Genomic DNA, 22,337 nt, shown 5'->3' with positions numbered 1-22,337 from the left:
TCCCATGCCACACGGCTGAATTCAACTGGCCGGCCGATGCTCAGATCTTCCCCACTCGCGTTGCGCGGAACACTGGGTTCTCTCTAGCCTCAGCACTAACGGTGCGATGAACGCGCCTGAACGAAAGGAGCGCGTCATGCCGGACAGCGCCGCAAGGAAAGCGGATTATGCCAAGGGCCTGGGAGGCGTCTCCTCCCTGGAGTCGGCCCGGGACCAGGTCGAGAAGGTGCAGAACAACGTCGCCGAGATCGCCGCGCGTTCGGGCGTCGGCGGCGACGAGGGCCAGGCCCTCCTGAAGCTCTTCCGGAGCTGGAACACCGAGGCGCAGAAGGTCGTCGTCCAGATCAGCACGATGATCGACGCCCTCCAGGAGAACGTGACCTCCGCCAACCGTCTGGCGAAGGAGAACCAGGACCTGACCGAGGTTCTCAACAGCAAGACCAGCCAGGGTGTCTTCGAAGCACTGAGCTGACCCCCACCGCGGTACCGGCCCCGTTGGTGCGGCCGGACTTCGTGAGCTTCCCGGGCCCCGCGCCCGGACTTCGAGAGGAGACGTCATGGCCGACGGCATCATTGACCTGCAGTACCCCAAGGTCCAGCAAGCCATCGAGGAACTGATGGAGCAGACCCAGCTGATCATCACGACCCTCAACAACCTGGAGGACGAGCTGAAGCCGCTCGTCAGCTCCTGGGAGGGTGCGGACCAGGAGAAGTACCGCGAGGTCCAGGCGCAGTGGGATCAGGCCACCAAGAACATGGCCCGGCTCCTCGGCGACAACGGCGAGCTGATCCGCTCCATCCACGACAACCACTCCCGTGACGAGCGCAAGAGCGCCGACAACTGGGGCAGCGTGCGGGCCCGCTAGGCCCCCCGCCCACCGGTCCGGCGGGCGTCCGTGCACAGGGCGCCCGCCGGACCGGCCCGTGCCCCCGCCCGGCGCCGAGCAACAGGAGTACGTCCATGGCCGGTGAGAAAGCCGACGTCAAGCACTTCGATCTCAAGCAGATGGAGAACTTCCGCGACAACGAAGTACAGGCGGTCTACAACCGCGCGAAGACGCACCGCGAGGACGGCTCGAAGGCCGGCGTGCGCACGCTCGGCGACCTCATCGACGGGCACGTCACCTCTGACAACCTCGAGCAGGACCAGCAGCTCCTGCGTATCGGCAAGATGGTCAAGGGCACCCTGGTCTCGGGATCGAAGCTGGTCGAGGGCGTCACCACCGCGGCCACGGCCCTCGACAAACTCCTCGGTGACCAGATCGAGCTCTTCAAGGAGCTGAAGGAAGCGCTCACCGACACGATCGACGAGGCCGGCAAGACCAAGGACAAGAACTTGGAAGCGATCGACGCGAAGACACTGCTCCAGAGCTTCGAGGACGTCGACACGCTCACCGCCGGGGGCAGTGGCGGCAGCGACGGCTCGGACGAGGACTCCTGAGTCCGTGGCGCGCGTAGCAGCCGGGCCACGGCCGCCCGGCGCGCCCGCGTGAGAAACATCCGGCTGGGCACCCCCGCGAGGACGACGCGGTGCGGCGGCACGGACGACACCAGATCAGAAAGGGCGCCCGGTGGCGGAAGACAAAGGCATCGACGACAAGCACGACGAGCACCTCGAATATGTCGCCGACGCCAAAGCGATGCCGGCCGACACGTGGGCAGTCCTGGTCACCCACATCACCGGCTTCCCGGTGCCGGAGCGCGCCAAGCTCTTCGACACGCTCCGCTCCGACAAGGGCGGCAAACTCTTCCGGATGGACTTCCGGGAGAGGAGCATCAAGCACGCCGTCGAGGACTCCACCGGCTTCGCGATGAACCCGGACGACGACTACGACATCTGGTTCTTCGACAAGGGCGACAGGACGGTCGTCAAGCAGGCCCGGATCGTCTTCGAGGGCCGCGTGAAGTCCGGCGACGCGGTCGACTTCGCCAACGCGGGCGCCGACAACGTGAAGGACGCGGAGGTCCGGTCGGGCAACGAGTTCACCGACTACAACAAGGATAAGATGGACAGCCGGCCGCTCGCCCGTTACATGAACGGGCCGCGGGCGGCGCTGATGGCTCTGCTGGAAGGCGGCACGGAGGGCACCAAGTTCAGCGAGCTGGACGTGCCGGGCAATGACGCCGTGGTCCTGAAGTCCTTCGACGACACCGGCAGGTCCTTCGACTACGCCGCCAAGTTCTTCAAGGACCAAGCGCCGCTCCTGAAGGAGTGGGAGGACCGCTTCGGCGCGGACGACGCGAGCTGGAAGGGCGAGGCGGCGGACGTCTTCCGCAGCGTGCTCGGCAAGATCCGCGAGAACTACGAAAATTACGTCGAGACCTTCAACTCCGCGGTCGGCGACGGCGAGACCAGCACCGAAGGCACGGTGTACTCCCGCGCGCTCGCTCAGGGCCGCAAGCAACTGGAGGACGCCGCGACGGATCTGCTCGCCGCGTGGCTGAAGTGGGCCAACTCCCCGCATTACGACCCGCACCAGGTACTGCGCTACGTCCTGGACGACGTCGCCACGTGGGTGAACGAGCACAACGTCAGCAGGACGGACATCGAGGCGACGGGCCCCTACTACTCCACCTACACGCACTCCCCGCACGGCGACTTCACTCAGGTGCACGAGCACGGCGACCTCACCGACTCCGCCACCTGGACGAAGATCGGCGACAAGGCGGTCGAGATCTGGTCCCAGGGCGTCGACAAGTACCTGGGCGAGGAAGCGGCCAAGGTGCAGGCCCGCCTGAACAACGCCTTCATCGACCTCAGCAAGGACTTCACGGACAACGTCCCCAAGCCGAAGACCACCAGCACGGCTTCGGAGGACTACGCCGAGAAGAAGGCGGAGGACGCACAGGCCGCGGCCGACAAGGCGGCGGCGGAAGCCGCCGCGGCCGCGAAGAAGGCGGCCGACGACGCGGCCAAGCAGCGCGAGGAGGACAAGGCGTACGCGGACGAGCTGCGCGACGAGGCGAACAAGCAGCGCGAGGAGGACAAGGCGTACGCGGAAAAGCTGCGCGCGGAGGCGGAAGCGCAGCGAGCCGAGGACGAGGCGAAGGCGGACAAGGCGCGCGAGGAGGCCGAGGCCGCGGCCAAGGCCAACAGCAAGGCCTTCCAGGACAGCCTCGGCAACCTCAACGGTCCCGGCGCGGGCAACGGCGACAAGCTCAACCTCGATGACCTGCTGAACCCGGACAAAACTGGCAACCCGGATAGCCCGAACAAGCCGCCGACCGTGAGCCTGGGCGACCTGGGTGACCTGAACAACCCCGGCGGCACCGGAGACCTGAACGGCCCCGGCGGGAACGAGGGACAGCGTTTCCCCGCCGAGCTCTCCATTCCCCGGAACCTGGGCAGTCTCGGCGACCTGAACGGCCCCGGTGGCGGCACCGGCGGCGGAAACGGCCTCGGCGACAACGGAGTCCTGAACAGCCTCGGCGACGGCGGGGGCCAGCAGCCCCCGGTAGCACCCCCCGTCCCCCACAACCTGGGCACTCTCGGCGGGATCAACGGCGGCGCGAACACCTCTCTCAAGACTCCGACCGGCGGCAGCACCCGGTTGGGCGACGACAAGGTCACCACCGGCTTCCCGGACGGCAGCAAGACCAGCTTCGACCCCGACACCGGGACGCTCACCACCACCAACCCGGACGGCTCGACCACCACGCAGAAGCTGGGCGACGGCACCAAGGTGACGAACCCGGACGGCTCGGTGACCTCGCTCGGCGACGACGGCAAGCTGAAGACCACCTTCCCCGACGGCACCGTCCAGAGCATCGACCCCTCGACCGGCCAGGGCCTCACCACCAACCCCGACGGCTCCACCACCACGACCAACCTGGGCAGCCTCGGCGACATCAACGGCGGGCTCGGCGGAGACCTCAACGGCGGGCTCGGTGACCTCAACGGCGGTCTCGGCGGCGGTGACAGCGTGCTCAACTCGCCCACCGGTGCCGATACCCGGCTGACCGGCGGCGGCGACCTGGCCACCGACTTCCCGGACGGCAGCAAGACCAGCTTCGACCCGGATACCGGGACGCTCACCACCACCAACCCGGACGGCTCGACCACCACCGCCGACCTGGGCAACGGAGCCGACGTCACCAACCCCGACGGCTCGGTGACCTCGCTCGGCGACGACGGCAAGCTGAACACCACCTTCCCCGACGGCACCCGCCAGAGCGTCGACCCCTCGACCGGCCAGGCGGTCACCACCGACCCGGACGGCCGCACCACCACCCAGAACCTCGGCACCCTGGGCAACATCAACGGCGGCAACGGCGGAGACGGCGTCGGGGATCTGGGCAACCTGAAAGACCTGGGAGACCTGGGAGACCTCAACTCCCGTCCGGACACCCAATCCATCAGTGACTTGGGCAACCTCGGAGACATCAACGGCGGCCAGTCCGGTCTGGAGTCCTCGACGGGCGCTCACACTTCGCTCGACCACGGCGACTTCGCCACCACGTTCGCGGACGGCAGCAAGGCCAACTTCGACCCGGACACCGGGATGCTCGCCTCCACGAACCCGGACGGCAGCACCACGCTGACCGATCTGACGCACGGGGCGAAGGTGACCAACCCGGACGGCTCCGTCACCTCCCTCGACAACGGCATGCTCACCTCCACGAACCCGGACGGCAGCAAGCAGGTCATCGACCCCGACACGGGCATCGCCACCGTCACCGACCCGCAGGGCAACACCAAGACGATCGACCTGCACGACCTCAACTCCCCGGGAAAAAAGAACAGCCTCGACATCCCGGACGGCCTGAACATCCCCGACGGCCTGAACAGCCCTGGTGGCGGCGGCTCCGACACCCGGAACATCACGCTCCCCGACCTGAACGGCGGAGGCGGCGGCGCGGGCTCCGGCGGTGGCAGTGCAGCCTCCGTCGGCGGGGGCGCCGGCCTCTTCGGAGGCTCCGCCCCGCTGGACGGTCTCGGCGCGGGCGGAGCCGCCCCGCTGACCGACGGGGCCTCCCCGAACAGCCCGGCCGCGTCCGGTGGCGGCGCCGGCACACCCGGCGCCCCCGGCACGCCCGGCTCGCCCGGCATGCCGATGGGCGGCGGCATGGGCGGCATGGGCGCGGGAGGCGAGAAGGGCAACGGCGAGCGGGTGCGCGCCGTACTGGTCGACGCCGTGGAGGAGAGCGAGCGGCGCAAGCGCCGCGGGCGCAGTCCCTGGAATCGCCAGGAGGACAGCGACACCTTCCTGGCACCGGCATCGCGCGTGTCCACCACCGGCGGCGACACCTCCGAGGAAGAAGCGGACTCGGGCCGCAGGTCCACCACCTCCGCCGACTACCTGGAAGAGGACGCCGATGTGTGGGGCACCGAGGAGGGCGGCACCCCGGCGGTCATCGGGCGATGACCGCACTGCGGACGGCCGCGACTTTCGTAAAGGGCCCTCACCAGGCAAGATCAGATACGCAGTTGATGTACGGCGGACCAGGACGTACGGGAAGAGCGGGGCGAAGGGAGGCGCGGGCCTGATGGAACCGTTGGAGAAGCGTCTGGAGAAGGCGATGGCCGAACTCCGGACGGCCCAGGAAGCGATCGCGCGCACCGAACGCGAGCTGCGGCAGGCGTCGTTCGCCGTGCTCTCCTCCGACCGCGCGGTCCGCGCCACCGCGGGCCCGCAGGGCGAGCTGACCGGGATCGAGTTCCTGGAGAACAAGTACCGTGACATGTCGCCCCAGGAACTGGCCGCCAGCGTCCTGGAGGCGGCAAGTGCCGCGCGCCTGAAGATGAACCGCCACGTGATGAAGGCGATGGCCCCCTTCACCGAACCCAGCAGTGAGGTGCCCGAGCTGAAGGGCTTCGAGCTGGACTGGGAGAAGATGTTCGGCCCCGAGGTGCTCCGCGAGGATGCCGAGGACACGACACGCGGCAGTCAGCCGTCCCCTGCCTGGCGGGACGCGATAGGCGAGGACGGGGAGAACTGACCATGGGACAGCGGTACTACGTCGACCCGCAGCGTATCGAGGCCCTGGCAGAACAGCTGGAGGAGATCGGCACCCTGGCCAGGAGCATGACCGAGGAGTTCCTCGACGAGCTGGCTCCCACCGTCAGTTGGCCCGGTACCAGTGGTGAGTTCGCCGAGAAGGCCAAGCCGCAGGAGCAGAAGGAGCGGCAGACCACCAAGGACACCATGCTGTCCATCCGCGACGCGCTGACGAGCATCACCGATGCCACGCTCAGCCAGGTCCGGATGATGCAGGACACCCGTGACCGCAACATCGAGGACATCGAGCAGGGCAACAACCGCCTCGAAGCGGGCGGTCTCGACGGCGGCTCGGGGGGACATGGACGCCGCTGACCACCAGCGCAGGGCCGACCGCCACCGCAGGGCTGACCGCCACCGCAGGGCTGACCACCACCGCAGGGCTGACCGCCACCGCAGGGCTGGCCACCACCGCACCGTCGGCCGCTCCCGCATCACGCCGGGAGCGGTCGGCGTGTGGTGTCCGCGCGGCCTTCCGGGCGGGGCACGGGGCGGTCTCCCGGGCGGGGCACGGGGCGGCTCGCGATGAGCATCCAGGTCTCGCCCGAGGTCAACGCGATGATCTTCATCCTCACCGGGGAGAAGCTCATCGACGCCGACGAGGACCTCGCCTTCGACAGCCGGATGCCCTACTCCGGCCTGGGCCGGAAGCTCAACAAGATCTCCTCGCTGATCGACAAGTCGGTCCACGACATCGCCGAGTCCATGCCGGACGACCTGTCGAAGTCGTACGCCAAGGCGATGGGCACGCTCACCGGCGACGGCGGGAAGAACTACCTGCTCGAATTCGCCGATCAGCTGGAGAAGATCGCCGAAGGCCGGCGCAAGACCTCCATGGACATCATGGAGTCCAAGTGGCAGGTCATCGCCGAGGTCATCCGGCTGCTCATCGAGATCGCCATCTACCTCGCGATGTCCTTCTTCACCGGCGGCGCTTCCGCCAGCCAGATCATGATGGCCAAGCTGCGCAGCCGGTTCATGATCCTCACCACGCTCGCCCACCTGCTCCAGAGGCTGCACATCGCGCCCTCGCTCACCGAGGCGTTCGCCGAGGCGTTCACCACCTTCGCGGTGCGGCTCGCGATGATGAACTTCGCCCCGGACGGCCGGCGCCCCGACGGCTTCGACTGGAGCGACATCCTCAAGTCGGCGGCGTTCGGCGCCGCCGCCGGCGCACTCACCAGCATCTTCAACGACTTCGCGAAGAACATCGTCAACAGCTACGACAATCACTTCTTCAAGAACGGCCCGGGCAACGACTTCAAGAACAACCCCAACAGCTCGCCCACCCCGCCGCCCGGCCTCAAGAACACCGGCCCGGATCCCACGCCGAACCCCAGGCCGAATCCGGACCCCACCCCCACCCCGAGCCCTACTCCGAGTCCCACCCCCGGCCCGGGGTCCACGCCCAACAACACCCCGAACCCCGACCCGTACGGAAGCGGCCCCAACCGCACGGACGATCCGCTCTCCTTCTTCAATAACCCCAACCTGTGGCGGAACAACTATCTGCTGAACAACTTCGCCGACCGGCCCGGCGCGTTGGCGGGGCACTACGGGCTCAAGGGGACGGCCGACTTCATCGCCGCCGGTTCCGGCGAGGCGCTGGCGGAGATCCTGATCAAGGGGGCCTTCGACGGCGACTGGTCCACCAGTTGGTCCACCTTCGTCGGCGCGGGCATCAGCAGCCAGGTCGAGTCCACGCTCACCGACGGGGCACTGAACACGGGCGCCGAACTGCGCAATGCCATCGACAATCTGCGCAACCAGCCACCGCCCACCATGTCGGACGGCAGCACCGACTCCGACGGGGCCACGCGCTCAGGCGAGGGTTCCACGAGCTCAGACGATGGTTCCGGCCGCCCGGACGGTTCCTCGGGCGGTGACGGCGCGGCGCTCAACTCGCCGCCACCGGTCACACAGCAGACCACCGGGCAGGGGGATGTCACCGGCAGCCAGTCACCCCCGCCTTACGTCGCCGAGAACCCGCCGCCGTACTCACCGGGCCCGATGCCCGTGACCGCCGCCGAGAACGAGCTGTGGCAACAGGTCCACCAGGGTTCCGCCGAGGTCCGCGACCAGGCCCTGCGCGACATCGCCGGCCTGCGTGGCTCCCAGCCGCCCGGCAGCACGGAAATCGGCGTACGCGACAGCCTGCACGGCAACCTGTCGCAGCTGCCCGAGGTCAGGGTGGTACCCGGGGGGAACACCACCGGCGGCCAGATAGACGTCGACCAGGTCCGCCGGGCCCTGGACGGCTTCGGTACTCCGGTCACGGTGGACACCCCGCTCGCCAACGTCGGCCCGCTCGCCAACGTCGGCCCTGACGCTTTCGCTCCCGGTGCGACTCCGGAGCAGGGCGAGGGCGGTTCTGTCGCCTCCAATGCCCCCAGCAACTCCGACTCATCTGGCGTGGGCCCGGGCGCCGACGCGGACACGGGAGGCAGGGGCGATACCGGCGTCGGCGCCCAGCCGAGTGGCAGCCCGGTCGCGGTGGACACCCCGGTCACCAACGTCGGTCCGGACGGTGTCGCTCCCGGTGCGAGTCCCGAGAACTCGGGCACGGGCGTTCCTGACAGCACCAGCACCGTCCAGAACGTTCCGGATGAGGTGGCGGGGCCGGGCGGCGACCGTACGGTGGTGGGCCCGACGCAGGTTGACGGCGGTCCTGTCGACCCCGCTGCCCCCAACAACTCCGTTTCTTCCGGACTGGGTACAGACTCAGGAACCGGCACGGGCGTGGGCCCCCAGCCGGGCGCCGCGCCCACCGGTGGAGGTGTTCAGAGCGGCGCGTCCACCGGCGGGGGTACCCAGAGCGGTTCCCCCACCAACGGGAGCACCCAGACTCCGCCTGCCACCCAACCTCCGGGTGCCCGTAACCCGGCCGGTTCGCAGACCACGACCGGCGATTCCGCGCCGTCCTCTCTGCCGCCGGAGACCACCACCGCCACGCCTCCGGTGAGCGGTCCATCTCCGGACGCCGCTGTTTCCCCGGAGGGCATCAACTCGGCGCCGAGCGAAGGGGCTTCGGGACTCGCCGAAATCCCTCCCGCCCCAGGGGGCCCCGCCGCCGACCCCAAGACCGCCCCGCCGAGGGTGAGCACCACCGGTTCCTACGCCGACACGGGCGACATAAAGGTCAGCCCCGCCGACCCCGTCGGCCTCGCCGGGAGCCAGTCGCCCTCTCAGTCGTCACCGTTGACGATCGTCGTCTCCGAGGTTCCGCCGCCGGGGGAGGGGGCGCCGGAGGCTGCGGAGTTGCTGGACGGGGCCGGGGTCGACCGCGCCGTCGTACTCGGCCCCGCGGTCGCGCAGGACGGCGCGGGGCGCCCGGTTCGTGCCGCCGTCGAGCTGACCCGCGAGGGGCCGGGCGCTCCGGTCCGGGTCCGCCCGCTCGCCGGACCGCCGACCGCCGTGACCCCTGACGGCACCCCGGACACCGCATTCCCCGGCGCGGACGTGCTGCTGCCGCTCGCCGACGCCCTCGGTCCCGCGCCCTCCGCGATGTCCGAGCCCGCCACGCAGAGCAACTCGACGACTGACGGTGGCAAAGTCGACGTCACCTCGGGCGCCCGCCCCAAGACTTTCTCGGGTGGCATACCAACGGCCCTGGAAAGTAACGGAGTTGGGCCGGGCACCCGTAACCCCGCAAGCCCTGACGGGCCCATCGCCACCAAGCTCGCCACCCTGTCCAGCCCCTGGTCCGAACCGGCCGCCGACCTGCACCTGGAGTCGGGCCGAAGCAACGGCGACGCAACCGGCGACGCAACCGGCGGCGGACGCGGGCCCGGGAACGGCGGCACCCCACCGCCTCCGCCTCCGCCCCCGTCCACCACCGCACCGGACAACACCACCCCGGCGACGACACCACCCCCCGTAGCGCTCCCGCCCACGGGACGGATCGTCGTACGGCCCGCGGGCAGCAGCGAAACTTCGGACGGCGGGCAGGTTGCCGCACGGCCCGAGGGTGCGCCGGTCGTCACCACTCTGGACGGCCACACCGTGCCCATCGCGCAGCTGCGTCGCTTGGTGCCGGACACGCATGTCAGGCCTCAACCGGGGCGCGCCGTACAGACGTTGACCATTTCGCAAGACGCGGCCGAGGACGGTACGGCACACAGTGCGGGGCGTCGCGCGCTGCTGGGCCAGGACACCTTCCGCGGCGTGCGCACCACGTCCGCCCACCCGGCCCCGGTCCCAGCCCCAGACCCGGCGGCAGCGGATTCCGCGGCAGCGGCCCCGCCCGTCAGTCGTACGGTCTTCACCGGGCCGCCGACCCCGCTGCCGGGCTCAGGCACCCCGCGCGGCGCCGACTACTTCGCGGGGCACGGCACCCCCCGTACCGTCACCCTCGGTACCGAGGACGCACGGCATCCCACCGTGAAAGTCAGCGGCGTACAGCTCGGGGAAGTACTCAAGTCCTGGGCGGCGGACACCGACCAGGACCGGCCGCTGGTGCTGTTCTCCTGCGAGACCGGACGCCAGCCGGAGATCGCGGGTCTGCCGGTGGCGCAGCACGTCGCGAACCGCACCGGGCGGCCGGTGTACGCGCCCACCACCGAGGTCGGCACGGCCCGCGACCAGTACGGTGACGTCCGCGCGGTCCTCACCGAGGGCCCGGACGGTGCGGGGCGCTGGCGGCTCTTCACCCCTGAGCCCAGCGGCGCCGACCTGGACGCACTCGCGCGTGCCGCGGGCCTGCACGCGGGCCCGGAACCGGCCGACGCCTTTGCCCAAGCCCGTACCCTCCAGCAGATCCGCACGCTGCGCGATGCCTTCGGCCCGGACGCCGAACAGCAGCCGGAAAACACCGAGTTGCTCGCCGGACTCGCTTACGTGGACGGCCTGCGCTGGCTCAGCCCCGACACCGCGGCCCGCTACGGCGACGGCCGCATGACTCCGGATCTGCTGCGCCGGATGGTCGTCGACCGGGCCGGCGCCACCAGCGGCGCCAACACCGGCCCGGCGGTCGCTGATCCCACCACCGAGCAGTACGCCGAATTCCTGCGCGCGGCATCCGAGTTGCACCACACCGCAGGCCCCGACACCACACTCGACGCTTTGCTGCCCCCACCGCCGCCGGCGCTCCCGCCGACCACCCTCGTCTCGCCGGAGGACGTACGCGGTCTGGCCTACGCACCCTCCGCGCAGATCACCTGGTCGCTCTCCAACACCCCGCTTCCGCTGTCGGAACTCGGCCTGAGCCCCGAGGACACCGCCGAACTCGCCCGGCGCAGGCCCGACCTGGCACCCGCCCCGAGCCGCCCCGAGAGCCTCGCCCGGGACGTGACCCTCCTCAGCAAGGACCTCGGCAAGGACCTCAGCAAGGACCTCGGCAAGGCCGCACCCGGCACCGCGGACACCGTGGACGCCGACGGTCTCGAACTGCGGCGGCTCGACACCCCCGGCGGCGGGAACTGCCTCTTCCGGTCGCTGCTCGACAGCGCGCGCAGCCAGACCACACCGCCCGCCTGGGCCGCGCGCAATGTCGCCGGCCTGCGCCGCCTCCTCAGTGACCGGATCACCGGGTCCGAATTGGGCGACGCCATGGCTCTGGCCATCCCTGACCCGGTCTTCGCAGTGGTGGACGACCTGCGGATGCGCGCCATCGCCGGGGTGCGGGACCCGGCCGAGCAGAGCCGGATCACCCAGCACTGGAACCGGATCGCGCGGGACGTCATCACCGACGGCGACGCCGGTCAGTGGCAGCGGATCATCCGCGACAGCGACTACCCGCACCTCGCCGACGTGGCGCCCACCCCCGCCGACGCGTCACGGCTGGGCGCCAAGGGGCTCGTCGCCTCCGCAGCCGAGCACTCCGCGCTGTGGAACTCTCCCTTCGCCGACCTGCTTCCCGAGGCGCTTGCGCACACCCTCGACCTCGACCTGCGGCTCGTACAGCCCGACCAGCGGTCACACGGGAACACCCTCGTCAACACCCTCAACCCCGGCGGCCAAGGCCCCGCCCTGCACCTGGCGTACAACGGCACCGACCACTACGACGCGCTGATCCCGGCCGCGATCCCGCTCACCCCTGTACCGGACCCGGACCCGGTCACCACCCCGGACCCGAGCACTGACCATGGCCCGGACCTGGACCCGGACCCGGTCACCACCCCGGCCCCGAACCCGAACGTCACCGCGGACCCCGCCGAGACCCCCGACCGGGGCGACCCCGTTCCGCTGGAGACGCAGCTCGATCGGTACCGTCCGGCGCGGCTGCTGACCGGACAGGACGCCAAACCGCCGGGTCCGGTACCGCGCACCGTCACCTTCGAGGACGGCAGCCGCCTGCCCACAATCCTGATCAGCCCGGATGCCGATCCGGGCGCCGACCCGGGCGACCGCGCTCCGGGCGGCCCGGCCGGACTCATCACCGGCCCCGGTGTGACCACCTTGCGCTCGCCCCAGCAGGTGGCCGACGAGATCCTGGGCAAGCTGCCGGCGAAGCTGCGCGGCCAGTTCGACGAGGCGGAACTGCTGCGCCTGCTGACCGAGCAGCCCGGCGCCTTCACCGCCCCGCGCGGGGCTCGCTTCGTGGGTCGGGAGAAATCCGGGGTCGGTCACGAGATGACGGTCGAGGCCATCCCGTACCACCGTTGGGAACGCTTCTCCGACGTGGATGGCGGCACCGTCCGCCTCGACACCATGCGGCGCGGCCAGGCCGGTACGGGAGGCGGGCGCAGTGTCGGCTTCGGGCGCCGGATCGCCGGTGGGTTGAGTATGGGCCCGCCGCTCAACTGGCTTCTGAAGCTGGGTGTTTCGGTGGGCTGGACCCGCAGGACCGACTACGCGCAGGGGACCGCGGCGTACAACCAGACCGAGTGGCGCGCCCACGAGGGCTCACACCTGCACCTGGACGACGTCCACTACCGGGTGCGGGTGGACCGCGTCTCCGAGGCGCCACCGGCAACCACCGGGTCCGATGGGACGGGCAACTCGGCGCGGTCAACGCCCAGTTGGCAACGCAGCCAAGTGCACACCGCCGAGTTCGCGATGCGCGACGGACTGAGCTGGCGGCTGCCCGACGACCTCACCGTGCCCTTCGGCGGCCCCCGGCGGGCACCCGAGACGCTCACCTTCCCGGACGGCATCGAGCCGCGGATGACCGAGACGACCGGACTGCACCTGACGGACCCGCCGGAGGACTTGGCGCTCGCCATGTCCGGTGCGCGGCCCGGCAGTTCGGCGCACCGTACGCTTGTCTCGTACGTCCGGCCGGGACGACTGCTCGCCCTGTTCGGCCGGTTCTCGGGTCCGGTCACCGGGCCCGAGTTGACCCGGGGCAGCGGTCAGCACCCCCTCGGACATCTGGTCGTGGAGCGTTCGGTGCCGCACCGGGCCACGCTGGTCACCGAGTCGGTCAAGGCGGAGCTGCGCGAGCTCACCCAGACCACGTACCAGAACGAGCGCGGCCACGTCCGTGACACCCGCCTGGGCTTCCAGGTCACCTCGGGGCCGAACTACACCTTTGTCGGCCCGGAGACCGACGTACGCGTTCAGGGCGGTCCGCTGGTCCGCGCGGACCTCACCGCCGGGCGCGGCCACTACGTCGGGGCCGACGCGGCCCGGAAGACCACCGGACGCCTGCGCAACACCCCGGTCGCGCTCTACCGGGTGGAGCGCACCCTGATGGTGCGCAAACCCGGCGAGCTGCCGTCGGCGGCCCGCCCGGTCCGGGTGGTCAGCCTGGACTGGATTTCTACCCGGGACGCGCGGCGCCTCGCGGGCTGGGACAGTCGTACGCCGGGCCAGGCTGGGCCCGACCCGGACGCCGAGCCGCCGGTGCCGTGGTACCTCTCCCGCGAGGACCCGGTCCACTTGAGCGGCCAGGTCCGCGCCGAGGGGTTCCGCCCCATCCAGCCGCAGACCCTGCCCCAGACCCAACCTCAGCCCGAGACCCAACCTCAGCCGCAGGCCCAGTCCCAGCAGACCGCGCCCGCGCCGGCACCCGCACCCCCACCCCAAGACCCCATGCGGGTCTTCGCGGACTCCGTCCTGGACACGTTGCACCGCGCCCACCCCTCGCTGTTCGTCCCGCCGATGATGCTGCGGCATCCGCGCCTCGCCAAGTTCTGGTACGGCGACGGGCGGATGCGGACCGCGCTGCACAACGACCGCCAGGTGCGCGAGGCGCTGAACCGGCCCACCCTGGCGCAGAGCCTGGACGATCTGACGACCACCGGTGTCCCGGTCAGCCTCACCGAGGACGGCAAGGTGCGCCGCGGTCACCACACGCTCATCCTCAAGGCGCGCCTGACCGACCGGCGGTTCGAGACCACGATGAGCGAACGGGCGCTGCGCAACGCGGTGATCGGCACCGAGGTATCCGGGCAGGGGCAGCAGGCGTCCACCACCCTCTCCGGCGGCGTCGAGCTGAGCGTTTCGCCGCGCGACCACGACAAGGTGCCCGAGGCCGGGCTGCCGCGCCAGACCGGCAATGTGTCGGTCGGCGTCCGGCACGCAAGGACCGACCAGAGGACCACCAGGAACACGGTCGCGGTCACCCACGACCACCTGATGTTCCAGACGGGCGCCGACCTCTACAGCTATCGGGTGGAGTTGGACGCGTCCTTCGAGGGCCACCGCCGCCCGCGCGGCTGGGCGAGGCTCGCCTCGGTCGGCCTGCTCGGCGCGGGTGTCTTCGTCAGCAAGGTCGAGGAACGGCCGCTGTTCGGCCGGGGCAACGAGACCGTCGGCCGCGTGGAGCTCGCCGTGCCGTCCGCGCACGGCTCCGATCGTCACGCGCCCGCCGATCCGCCGCCCGGAGTCACGACACCGGCGCCCGCGGCCCCCGTACCGCAGCACCTGTCTTCCGTTGAAGCGAACCAACTGCTGGACGGCGTACGTCCGTTGGCGAGGGCGGACGCGGCCGACCGGCGGCTCACCGAGCGGCTGCTCAGCATCCCGCATGTAGTGATCAGCGCCGAAGGCGGACCGCAGCGCCAGCAGCTCATGCAGGACACCGCCGACCGCGCCTCCGGCACCTCCTGGCACGTCAGCGCCCCCGCCGCCCCGGTGCGCACCGCGCTGCGCCGTGCGATGGCGAACCTGAGTGTGGCCGGGCAACTCGGCCAGTATCTGGGGCCGTTCGGATCCCGGGTCAGCGGACTCAACGGCGCGGGGCCGTTCCGGACCCACTACCTCAAGGCCGCTGTCCGCGGCGAACTGCACAACTTCCGGGTCAAGAGCGACCCGAAGCCCTCCAGCCTCGAGGCCACCGTCGGCAACGAGCACCGCGTCCTCGGCAGCGGGAGCACCGTCACCCACACCACCCTCGGCATCCAGGGCGCCGACATGCCGCTCCAGCAGGCGCCGGGCCAGCAGGCGGTGGTCGGCTCCTACTCGACCGCCCTGCAGTACGCGTGGGGCAAGGGCCGCAGCATTTCGCAGGCCCTCACCCGCGGCCGTAACACCACCCTCGCCTTCACGGGACGGATGTACCTGGTGGTCGCCGACGCCACCGAGACCGTCGCGGTACGGGACCGCTGGACGGCCGCGATGGGCGCGGTGGGTACCCGCGCCGGGGCCCGTATCAGCTCCGCGGCCGGGCGGCTCTCCGGGCGCCTCGGCGAAAGCCTCGCCCCGCGCGGGGCCGCCGCCGCGCTCCAGCGCATCCGCGACGCGGTGATGTTCCACCTGCCGATGCAGGACGTCATCGAGGCCGGTCTCGCCCCCGACGGCCTCGGCACCACCACCCCGCACAACCTGGGCGGCGGCTACCGGTTGCCCCCCTACCTGCAAGGGCGCCGCTTCCCCACCCACCCGACCGGCCAGCTCGACGCCGGCAGCGCGGCGCAGCAACTGACGCCGCAGCTGGAGAAGATCGGAGTGCCCTCGCACGACCGGGAGCAGGTCCTGCAGCGGCTCTCCCCGGACTTCCTGCTCTCGCATCTGCACGAGCTGACGACCGGCGGGATGACCCTGCCGGTGCGCTACCGCAGCTGGTCGAGCCCGTTCCACCTGCCGGTCGGCGGCAGTCCCGGGCAGCTGCGGTTCGAGCTGACTCCGGTCACCACCACCGTGGACAGGCTGCGCACCGGGTTCGAGCTTGAGGACTACCGCACCACCGCACGCGACGACGCGGACGGCGTCTCGCAGGACCGCGGCGCCGACGTGACACTGAGCGGGGGCGAGCGGGCCGCGGACAGCGGTGTCCTCATCGCCAATCCGTCGCTCCAGGGCACCGCGGCCAAGCAGCGGGCGAGCACCCGTACGCAGACCGCCGGTACCACCGCCATGCCGAACATCGCCACCACCCAGGCGCACGCCGAGATCGTCACCAGCTACACCCTGACCGTCACCATGACGGACGCGACCGGCGATCCGCTCGCCCCTCGCGTCGACGCCGCCCCCGTCGGCAGCCTCAACGAGATCCTCCCCGCGAGTCTGCTCACCCCGGAAGGTGACGGCGCCGACCGGGCCATCACCGAGCAGGACGTGCCGGAGCCGGAGCGCGCGGTACGGTTGCTGACCGCGGCGCAGGCACGCCCCGAGGGCATCGCGGCCTGGCGCACCTCCTCCCCGGGCGGCGACACCGCCGGCCCCGACGTACCGTCAACCGACGTCCCACCCACTGACGTACCGCCGTCCGACGTCTTGCCCTTCGACGATGCGATCGGCTCCGGCATCCTCGCCGTGGACATCCGCGGCGCCGCCAATGTGCAGGACGCCCTGACCCTCGCCACCGCGCGCGCCGACGGACTCGGCGACGGCGACCTCGGCGACCGGCTCACCGGCACGACCCTCGACGGCCGCGTACGCACCGCCCGCCTCACCTCGCTGACCGGCCTCGGCACGGCGCCCGCACAGGCCCAGCAGGAGGCCACCGCGCAAGTCGGCCTGACCGCAGGCTTCCGTGAGGCGCTCGGCGCGACCGGCACACCGCTGCCCACGCAGGCCTCATCGCACCTCCTCGGCCAGTCCCACACCGCCGATTCCCGCCTCTACGCGAAAATGCACCGCAACGGCGCCCGGCTGCTCGCCGTCGAGAACAAGCCCCGCATGGAGGCCATGCAGCGGACGAAGACCTCCGACGCGTCGGAGGCCGGCATCACCGACAACGTCGAGGGCGCCGTGGGCACCGCACCCCTCGCGGGCAACAGCAACGCCGGCGTGACCAACCCCGGTGCCTCGGTCCCGATCGGCGGCACGAACGACGGCACCGTACTCAAGGGCGCCGCCGACACCACACTCGGCACCCACGTCAAGGTCGTCACCGACCGCAGCATGCTCTTCGCGCTGCCGGTGAGCTGGCTCTCGGTGGCCGAGGTGGACCACCGCATCACCGACAGCCGCCCGCTGCACACGCTCGGCAAGGCAAAGCGCGGCCCGCGCGCCGCCGAGGCCGAGACCACCGCGCTCGTCTGGCTGCGCGAGGACATCGCCCGCGACTACGGCCTCCTGGACGACACCACGTTCACCCCCGAGGTCCGCACGGCCTGGGACGACCAGGCCAAGGCCGCGGCCGACCTCGCCGCGGCCGAGAAGAACTACTACGACGCCCGCGCCCGGGCCCGTGAGACATGGCTCGACCTGAGCGCGGAGGAGCAGGCCGCGCTCGGCGACGACAACTCCGGCCCGCCGACCGACCTTCCGCAGGACATCGTCTGGTCCCCGGCCGTCGTCGCCTGGCAGGCCGCCCGGCACGAGGTCCACCGCTGGCAGCAGCACACCGACGCCGCCGCCGGGGACCACCACCGGCTGCACCTCGCCGCCTCCCGCCTCACCGCCCACCACCAGGGCCCGGCCTCCGGGCCGGTGCCGGACCTGCCGGCGGACCTGCCGGCGGACCTGCCGGCGGGCCTGCCGGAGAAGTACGCCAAGCCCGCCTGGCAATCCGAGGCACCCGCCCCGTACGTCATCACCGACGGGGTCGGCACCGAGGGGGTCAGCACCGAGGGGGTCAGCACCGTGGGGACCGCCCCCGCCCCGCGCACCCTCACTTCGCCGGACGGCACCACCGTGCGCGAGGTGCACGACATGCCGCACGACGGCGCCTCCTTCTTCCACGCACTGCTGGCCGTCGCGGAGAACCGGGGCCGCCTGCCCCACCTGCTCCGCACCGACCTCGCCTACCGGTTCGCGAACACCCCCGGCGACCCGGCGGTCACCGCCGAAGCCATCGATGCGGCCCGCGACCGCCTCGCATGGGCGCTGGGCGACGACGGGAACGAGGACCTGCTCGACGCCCTCGCCCCGGATGCCGCGGACACCTTCACACAGGAGGAAATCGAGGCTGCGGGTATCGAGTTCCCCCCCGCCCAGCAGGCCGAGTTCGACGCCTTCGGCAGGCTTCCGCAGACCTACTGGCCGACCCCGGGGCAGCGGGCTGCGCTCGCCGTGGCGGCCCTGTCCCGCCCCTTTGCCGCCGAACCGCGCCAGGACGGCACCGCGCTCCCGGCCGGCGGACCCCCCGAGCGCCGCGCGGGCGACCACGGGGGCGCAGACCTGCTGCCCGCCCTCGCCGCCCGCGTCCTCGGCACTCCGCTCACCGTGGTGACCGGCGAGGGCCGTGACCAGCTCTTCCTGCCGCACGGCCACGACCCGGCCCGCGTCGACCCGGCCAGCGACCCGGTCCTCTTCGCCACCGACGGCTTCTTCTCCGCCGCGCTCCCGCCCGGTTCCCCGGTCCCGGCCGCCACCGCGCTGCCCGGGCCGACGACGGCCACGCCTCCGGTGTCGAAGCCGCAGACCGCGACGGCGCCCGCACACCGCAGCCACACCACCCCGCCCTGGCTGCCGCCCGCAGACAGCAGCGGCCCGCGCTACCGCCTCGCGCGCGACGGCGTCCTCACCGCGCCCGACGGTGCCACCTACACGCAGGGCACCCCCACCGGCCGAGGCAACGGCTTCTTCGGCGCGCTGTCCACGGCCTTGCGCCAGGCCGCCGAGCAGCCAGGTCTCGACCGCCACGAGGCGGTGCGGCTGCGCACCCGCGCCGGGGCTACGCCCGCCCAGCTGATGCGCCTGAACGGCCTGCCCGGCAGCAGGGCAGAGCACGACTCGCTCTTCACACCCCCGCCCCTGCGGGTCCACCCCGGCATGCCGGCGCCGAGCCAGGACGCCCGTGACGGCCACCTGCGCCGCCACCTCGCGGAGGCTCCGTGGGGCCCCGGTGCGGACCGCGCGGTGGCGGAGTGGGCCGCCACCGCGACCGGCACCACCGTGACCCTGATCGAGGAGAACGGAACCGCTCACACCTACAAGGACCCGTCGGGCGGCACGGGCTCGCACATCCGAATCCGCCGCCGGGGCGGCGACTTCGTACCCCTGACCCTCCGAACCCCCGCGGACCCGGCGGCCATCCCGCTGCCCCCGTCACCGACGGGCAGCGACCTCCCCGGCCTCCCCGGCCTCGCGGAAGAGGAGGCGTATGAGCTGAGCACGCTCTCCGGCAACGACACGGACGCGGAAGCCCGCGCCTTCAAGATGGGGAATTATGAGTTCACCAACTTGAATCAGACGGACAGGTACGTCGAGAAGGCGATGCGGATCGTCGAGCTGCTGGACGAGCACGGCACGATCAAGGACTTTGTCGGCGGCCGTCCGGTGCGGATCACGCTGCGGTTGCGTACGACGGAGGCGCCGGCCGATGTGCATGACCGGGGTGATGCCGGGGTCGAGATCAACCTGGCGAGCTATTACTTCGAGAAGTACGACATCGGTTATGTGATGGGCATGCTGGCCCATGAGATCGGTCTGCACCCGCTGGCCTCGCGGAATACGAGGATTCCCGAGGAGGAAGACCTGTATGCGGGGATGCCACTGCGGGTGCCGGGCCTGGAGACGCTGAAGACGCCCCGTTTCATGAACACGTTGGATGCGGGTCAGGCGGATCACGTGATGGCGGCGTTCCCGGCGACGATCCGGCATGGCATCTATCGCGACATCGTGGTGGAGATGGCTCAGGTGCTGGCGCAACATGCGCGGGTGGGCGTGGCCGGTGCCAAGCCCAAGGACGTCACCGACCTCATCGACACCTACCTGATGGACCTCGCCTCGATCGCGGTGACCAATGACCATCGGGCGAGGGCGGTCACGGACCCCAGTTACACGGCCAGGTCTTACAACGCATACAAGGCTTTGCTGGCCGAGCACCTCGCAGAGGACAGCCCCCTCCATGCCCTGCTGCCCGCGGACAAGGGCAGGTTCGGCGTGCTGGGCGATTTCGCGTCCCTGGCCACCAGCGTCGGAACCAACAACCGCGGCGACAGCATCCAGCAACCCGCTGTCCCGGACCAGATCCGGGACACCTCCGGTGGCAACCCCGGCGAGGCACGCCCCAGGCTGCCCCAGCCCGACACCGACACCGACACCGGCGCCGCCCCACACATCACGACGCCGCCGAGCGGCACGCGCGACAGCCGCCCCCGTTTCGTGGTGCGTTCCGGTTTCGACGCACGGCGGTTCTCGTACCAGGGCGAGCCGGTCACCGACCTCACCGTCCGCGTCGCGCTGCGCGGCACCGACGATCAAGCCTCGCACGTGTTCGACCAGCTCAGTGCGGGCGTGGCGGAGTTCCTCAACGGTCCGGACTACCGCCTGTTGAACGGTGACCGGCTGCACGTGACCGTAGAACGCGTCGACCCCACCGGCGCCCCGCACCTGACCGTGAACCTCGCGGGCCGGGACCAGGGGATGGATCAGACCACCTGGTGGGCCGACGCCACCCCGGTGCAGCTGGTTCACGAACTCACCCACCAACTCGGCCTGCGCGACGAATACCGGGACACCGACTCCCCGCAGCGCCCGCACATCCTGGGCAGCCTCCTCGGCGACCTCAACAAGGCTCCCGAAGATGCCTCCCTCGCTCCCGTCGGCCTGCGCGATCGACACCTGGCTCTGCTCGGAGCGCTCATCGGCGACGTAAGCCCGGCGCCTCAGCGGAACAGCGACCAACTCGATCAGAGCTGGGCCGCGGCCCGGAACGCCGCCGTCGGGGAATCCCGCGAGGCCATCTGGGTGGACCCGGTCTCTTTGCCCCGGACCGCCGACGGGACGGCAGCCACCGAGGTCCCGGCACACGCTCCCCAGGACGCGGACGCGGACGCGGCGCCTGCCGCACCGGAGGAACCGGGCCTTCGTTCCTTCAAGATGGGGAATTATGAGTTCACCAACTTGAATCAGACGGACAGGTACGTCGAGAAGGCGATGCGGATCGTCGAGCTACTGGACGAGCACAGCACCATCAAGAGCTACGTCGGCAACCGTCCCGTCCGGATCACGCTGCGCCTGCGCACGACCGAAGCACCCGCTGACGTACGTGACTTGGGCGATGACGGTGTCGAGATCAATCTCGCCAGCTACTACTTCGAGAAGTACGACATCGGTTATGTGATGGGCATGCTGGCCCATGAGATCGGCCTGCACCCGCTGGCCTCGCGGAATACGAGAATTCCCGAGGAGGAGGATCTGTATGCGGGGATGCCGTTGCGGGTGCCGGGCCTGGAGTCGCTGAGGACGCCGCGTTTCATGAACACGGTGGGCGCGGGCCAGGCGGACCATGTCATGGCTGCCTTCCCGGCGACGATCCGCCACGGCATTTACCGTGACATTGTCGTGGAGATGGCCCAGGTGTTGGCCCAGCACGCGCGGGTGGGCGTGGCGGGCGCCAAGCCCAAGGACGTCACCGACCTCATCGACACCTATCTGATGGATCTGGCGTCGATCGCGGTGACCAATGACCACCGGGCGAAGGCGGTCAAGGACCCCAGTTACACGGCCAGGGCCTACAACGCCTACAAGGCCCAGCTCGCCGAGCACCTCGCAGCGGACAGCCCCGTCCGTCCGCTGCTGCCCGCCGACAAGGGCGCGGTGGGTGTGCTGGGCGACTTCACCGGCCTGGCCGCCAGCGTCGCGGCCAACAACCGAGGCGACAGCATCCAACAACCCACTGCCCCGGCCCAGACCGGCGACAACCCTGGCGACAACCCCGGCGGAAACACCGGCGCCAACCCCGGTGAAGCCCGCCCCAGGCTGCCCCAGGCCAACACCGAGGACACGGAGAACATCGCCGCTCCGGGCACCTTCAAGTTGGGGAATTACGAGTTCACCAACTTGAATCAGACGGACAAGTACGTCGAGAAGGCGGTCCGGATCGTCGAGCTGCTGGACGAGCACAGCACCATCAAGGACTTTGTCGGCGGCCGTCCGGTGCGGATCACGCTGCGCCTGCGTACGACGGAGACGCCGGCCGATGTGCATGACCGGGGTGACGCGGGTGTCGAGATCAATCTGGCCAGCTACTACTTCGAGAAGTACGACATCGGTTACGTGATGGGCATGCTGGCCCATGAGATCGGCCTGCACCCGCTGGCCTCCGCGAACACCAAGATT

The 22,337-nt window shown here is 70.8% G+C and carries 7 protein-coding genes; all 7 read left to right on the top strand.

Annotated elements, in window-relative coordinates; translation table 11 throughout:
- Positions 1-136: 136 nt before the first annotated feature.
- Complete coding sequence (locus IE226_RS30065; protein WP_190084563.1) at positions 137-472, top strand: hypothetical protein; 336 nt, start codon at positions 137-139, stop codon at positions 470-472.
- Positions 473-557: 85 nt separating this feature from the next.
- Complete coding sequence (locus IE226_RS30060) at positions 558-866, top strand: WXG100 family type VII secretion target (RefSeq protein ID WP_190084562.1); 309 nt, start codon at positions 558-560, stop codon at positions 864-866.
- Between the two features lie 95 nt (positions 867-961).
- Complete coding sequence (locus IE226_RS30055; protein WP_190084561.1) at positions 962-1,441, top strand: type VII secretion system-associated protein; 480 nt, start codon at positions 962-964, stop codon at positions 1,439-1,441.
- Between the two features lie 199 nt (positions 1,442-1,640).
- Positions 1,641-5,366, top strand: a complete 3,726-nt coding sequence (locus IE226_RS30050; protein WP_190084683.1) for an AAWKG family protein — start codon at positions 1,641-1,643, stop codon at positions 5,364-5,366.
- Positions 5,367-5,484: 118 nt separating this feature from the next.
- A complete protein-coding gene (locus tag IE226_RS30045; protein WP_190084682.1) occupies positions 5,485-5,940 on the top strand; it encodes a YbaB/EbfC family nucleoid-associated protein in 456 nt (151 codons plus the stop codon).
- A gap of 2 nt (positions 5,941-5,942) precedes the next feature.
- Positions 5,943-6,314, top strand: coding sequence for a hypothetical protein (locus IE226_RS30040; protein ID WP_190084560.1), 372 nt, complete (start codon positions 5,943-5,945; stop codon positions 6,312-6,314).
- 210 nt (positions 6,315-6,524) lie between these two features.
- A partial coding sequence (locus IE226_RS30035) for a DUF8616 domain-containing protein (protein ID WP_229871621.1) occupies positions 6,525-22,337 on the top strand: 15,813 nt, incomplete at its 3' end.

The organism is Streptomyces longisporoflavus (genome assembly GCF_014649775.1).
GTDB classification, from domain to species: Bacteria; Actinomycetota; Actinomycetes; order Streptomycetales; family Streptomycetaceae; genus Streptomyces; species Streptomyces longisporoflavus.
Note: the sequence above shows the minus strand (reverse complement) of the source record. Positions and strands in the feature narration are given on the sequence as shown.

What these genes read in the sequence shown, in the direction of transcription:
- IE226_RS30065 (WP_190084563.1), top strand. Translation starts at nt 137, where the DNA reads ATGCCGGACAGCGCCGCAAGGAAAGCGGATTATGCCAAGGGCCTGGGA.
- IE226_RS30060 (WP_190084562.1), top strand. Translation starts at nt 558, where the DNA reads ATGGCCGACGGCATCATTGACCTGCAGTACCCCAAGGTCCAGCAAGCC.
- IE226_RS30055 (WP_190084561.1), top strand. Translation starts at nt 962, where the DNA reads ATGGCCGGTGAGAAAGCCGACGTCAAGCACTTCGATCTCAAGCAGATG.
- IE226_RS30050 (WP_190084683.1), top strand. Translation starts at nt 1,641, where the DNA reads ATGCCGGCCGACACGTGGGCAGTCCTGGTCACCCACATCACCGGCTTC.
- IE226_RS30040 (WP_190084560.1), top strand. Translation starts at nt 5,943, where the DNA reads ATGGGACAGCGGTACTACGTCGACCCGCAGCGTATCGAGGCCCTGGCA.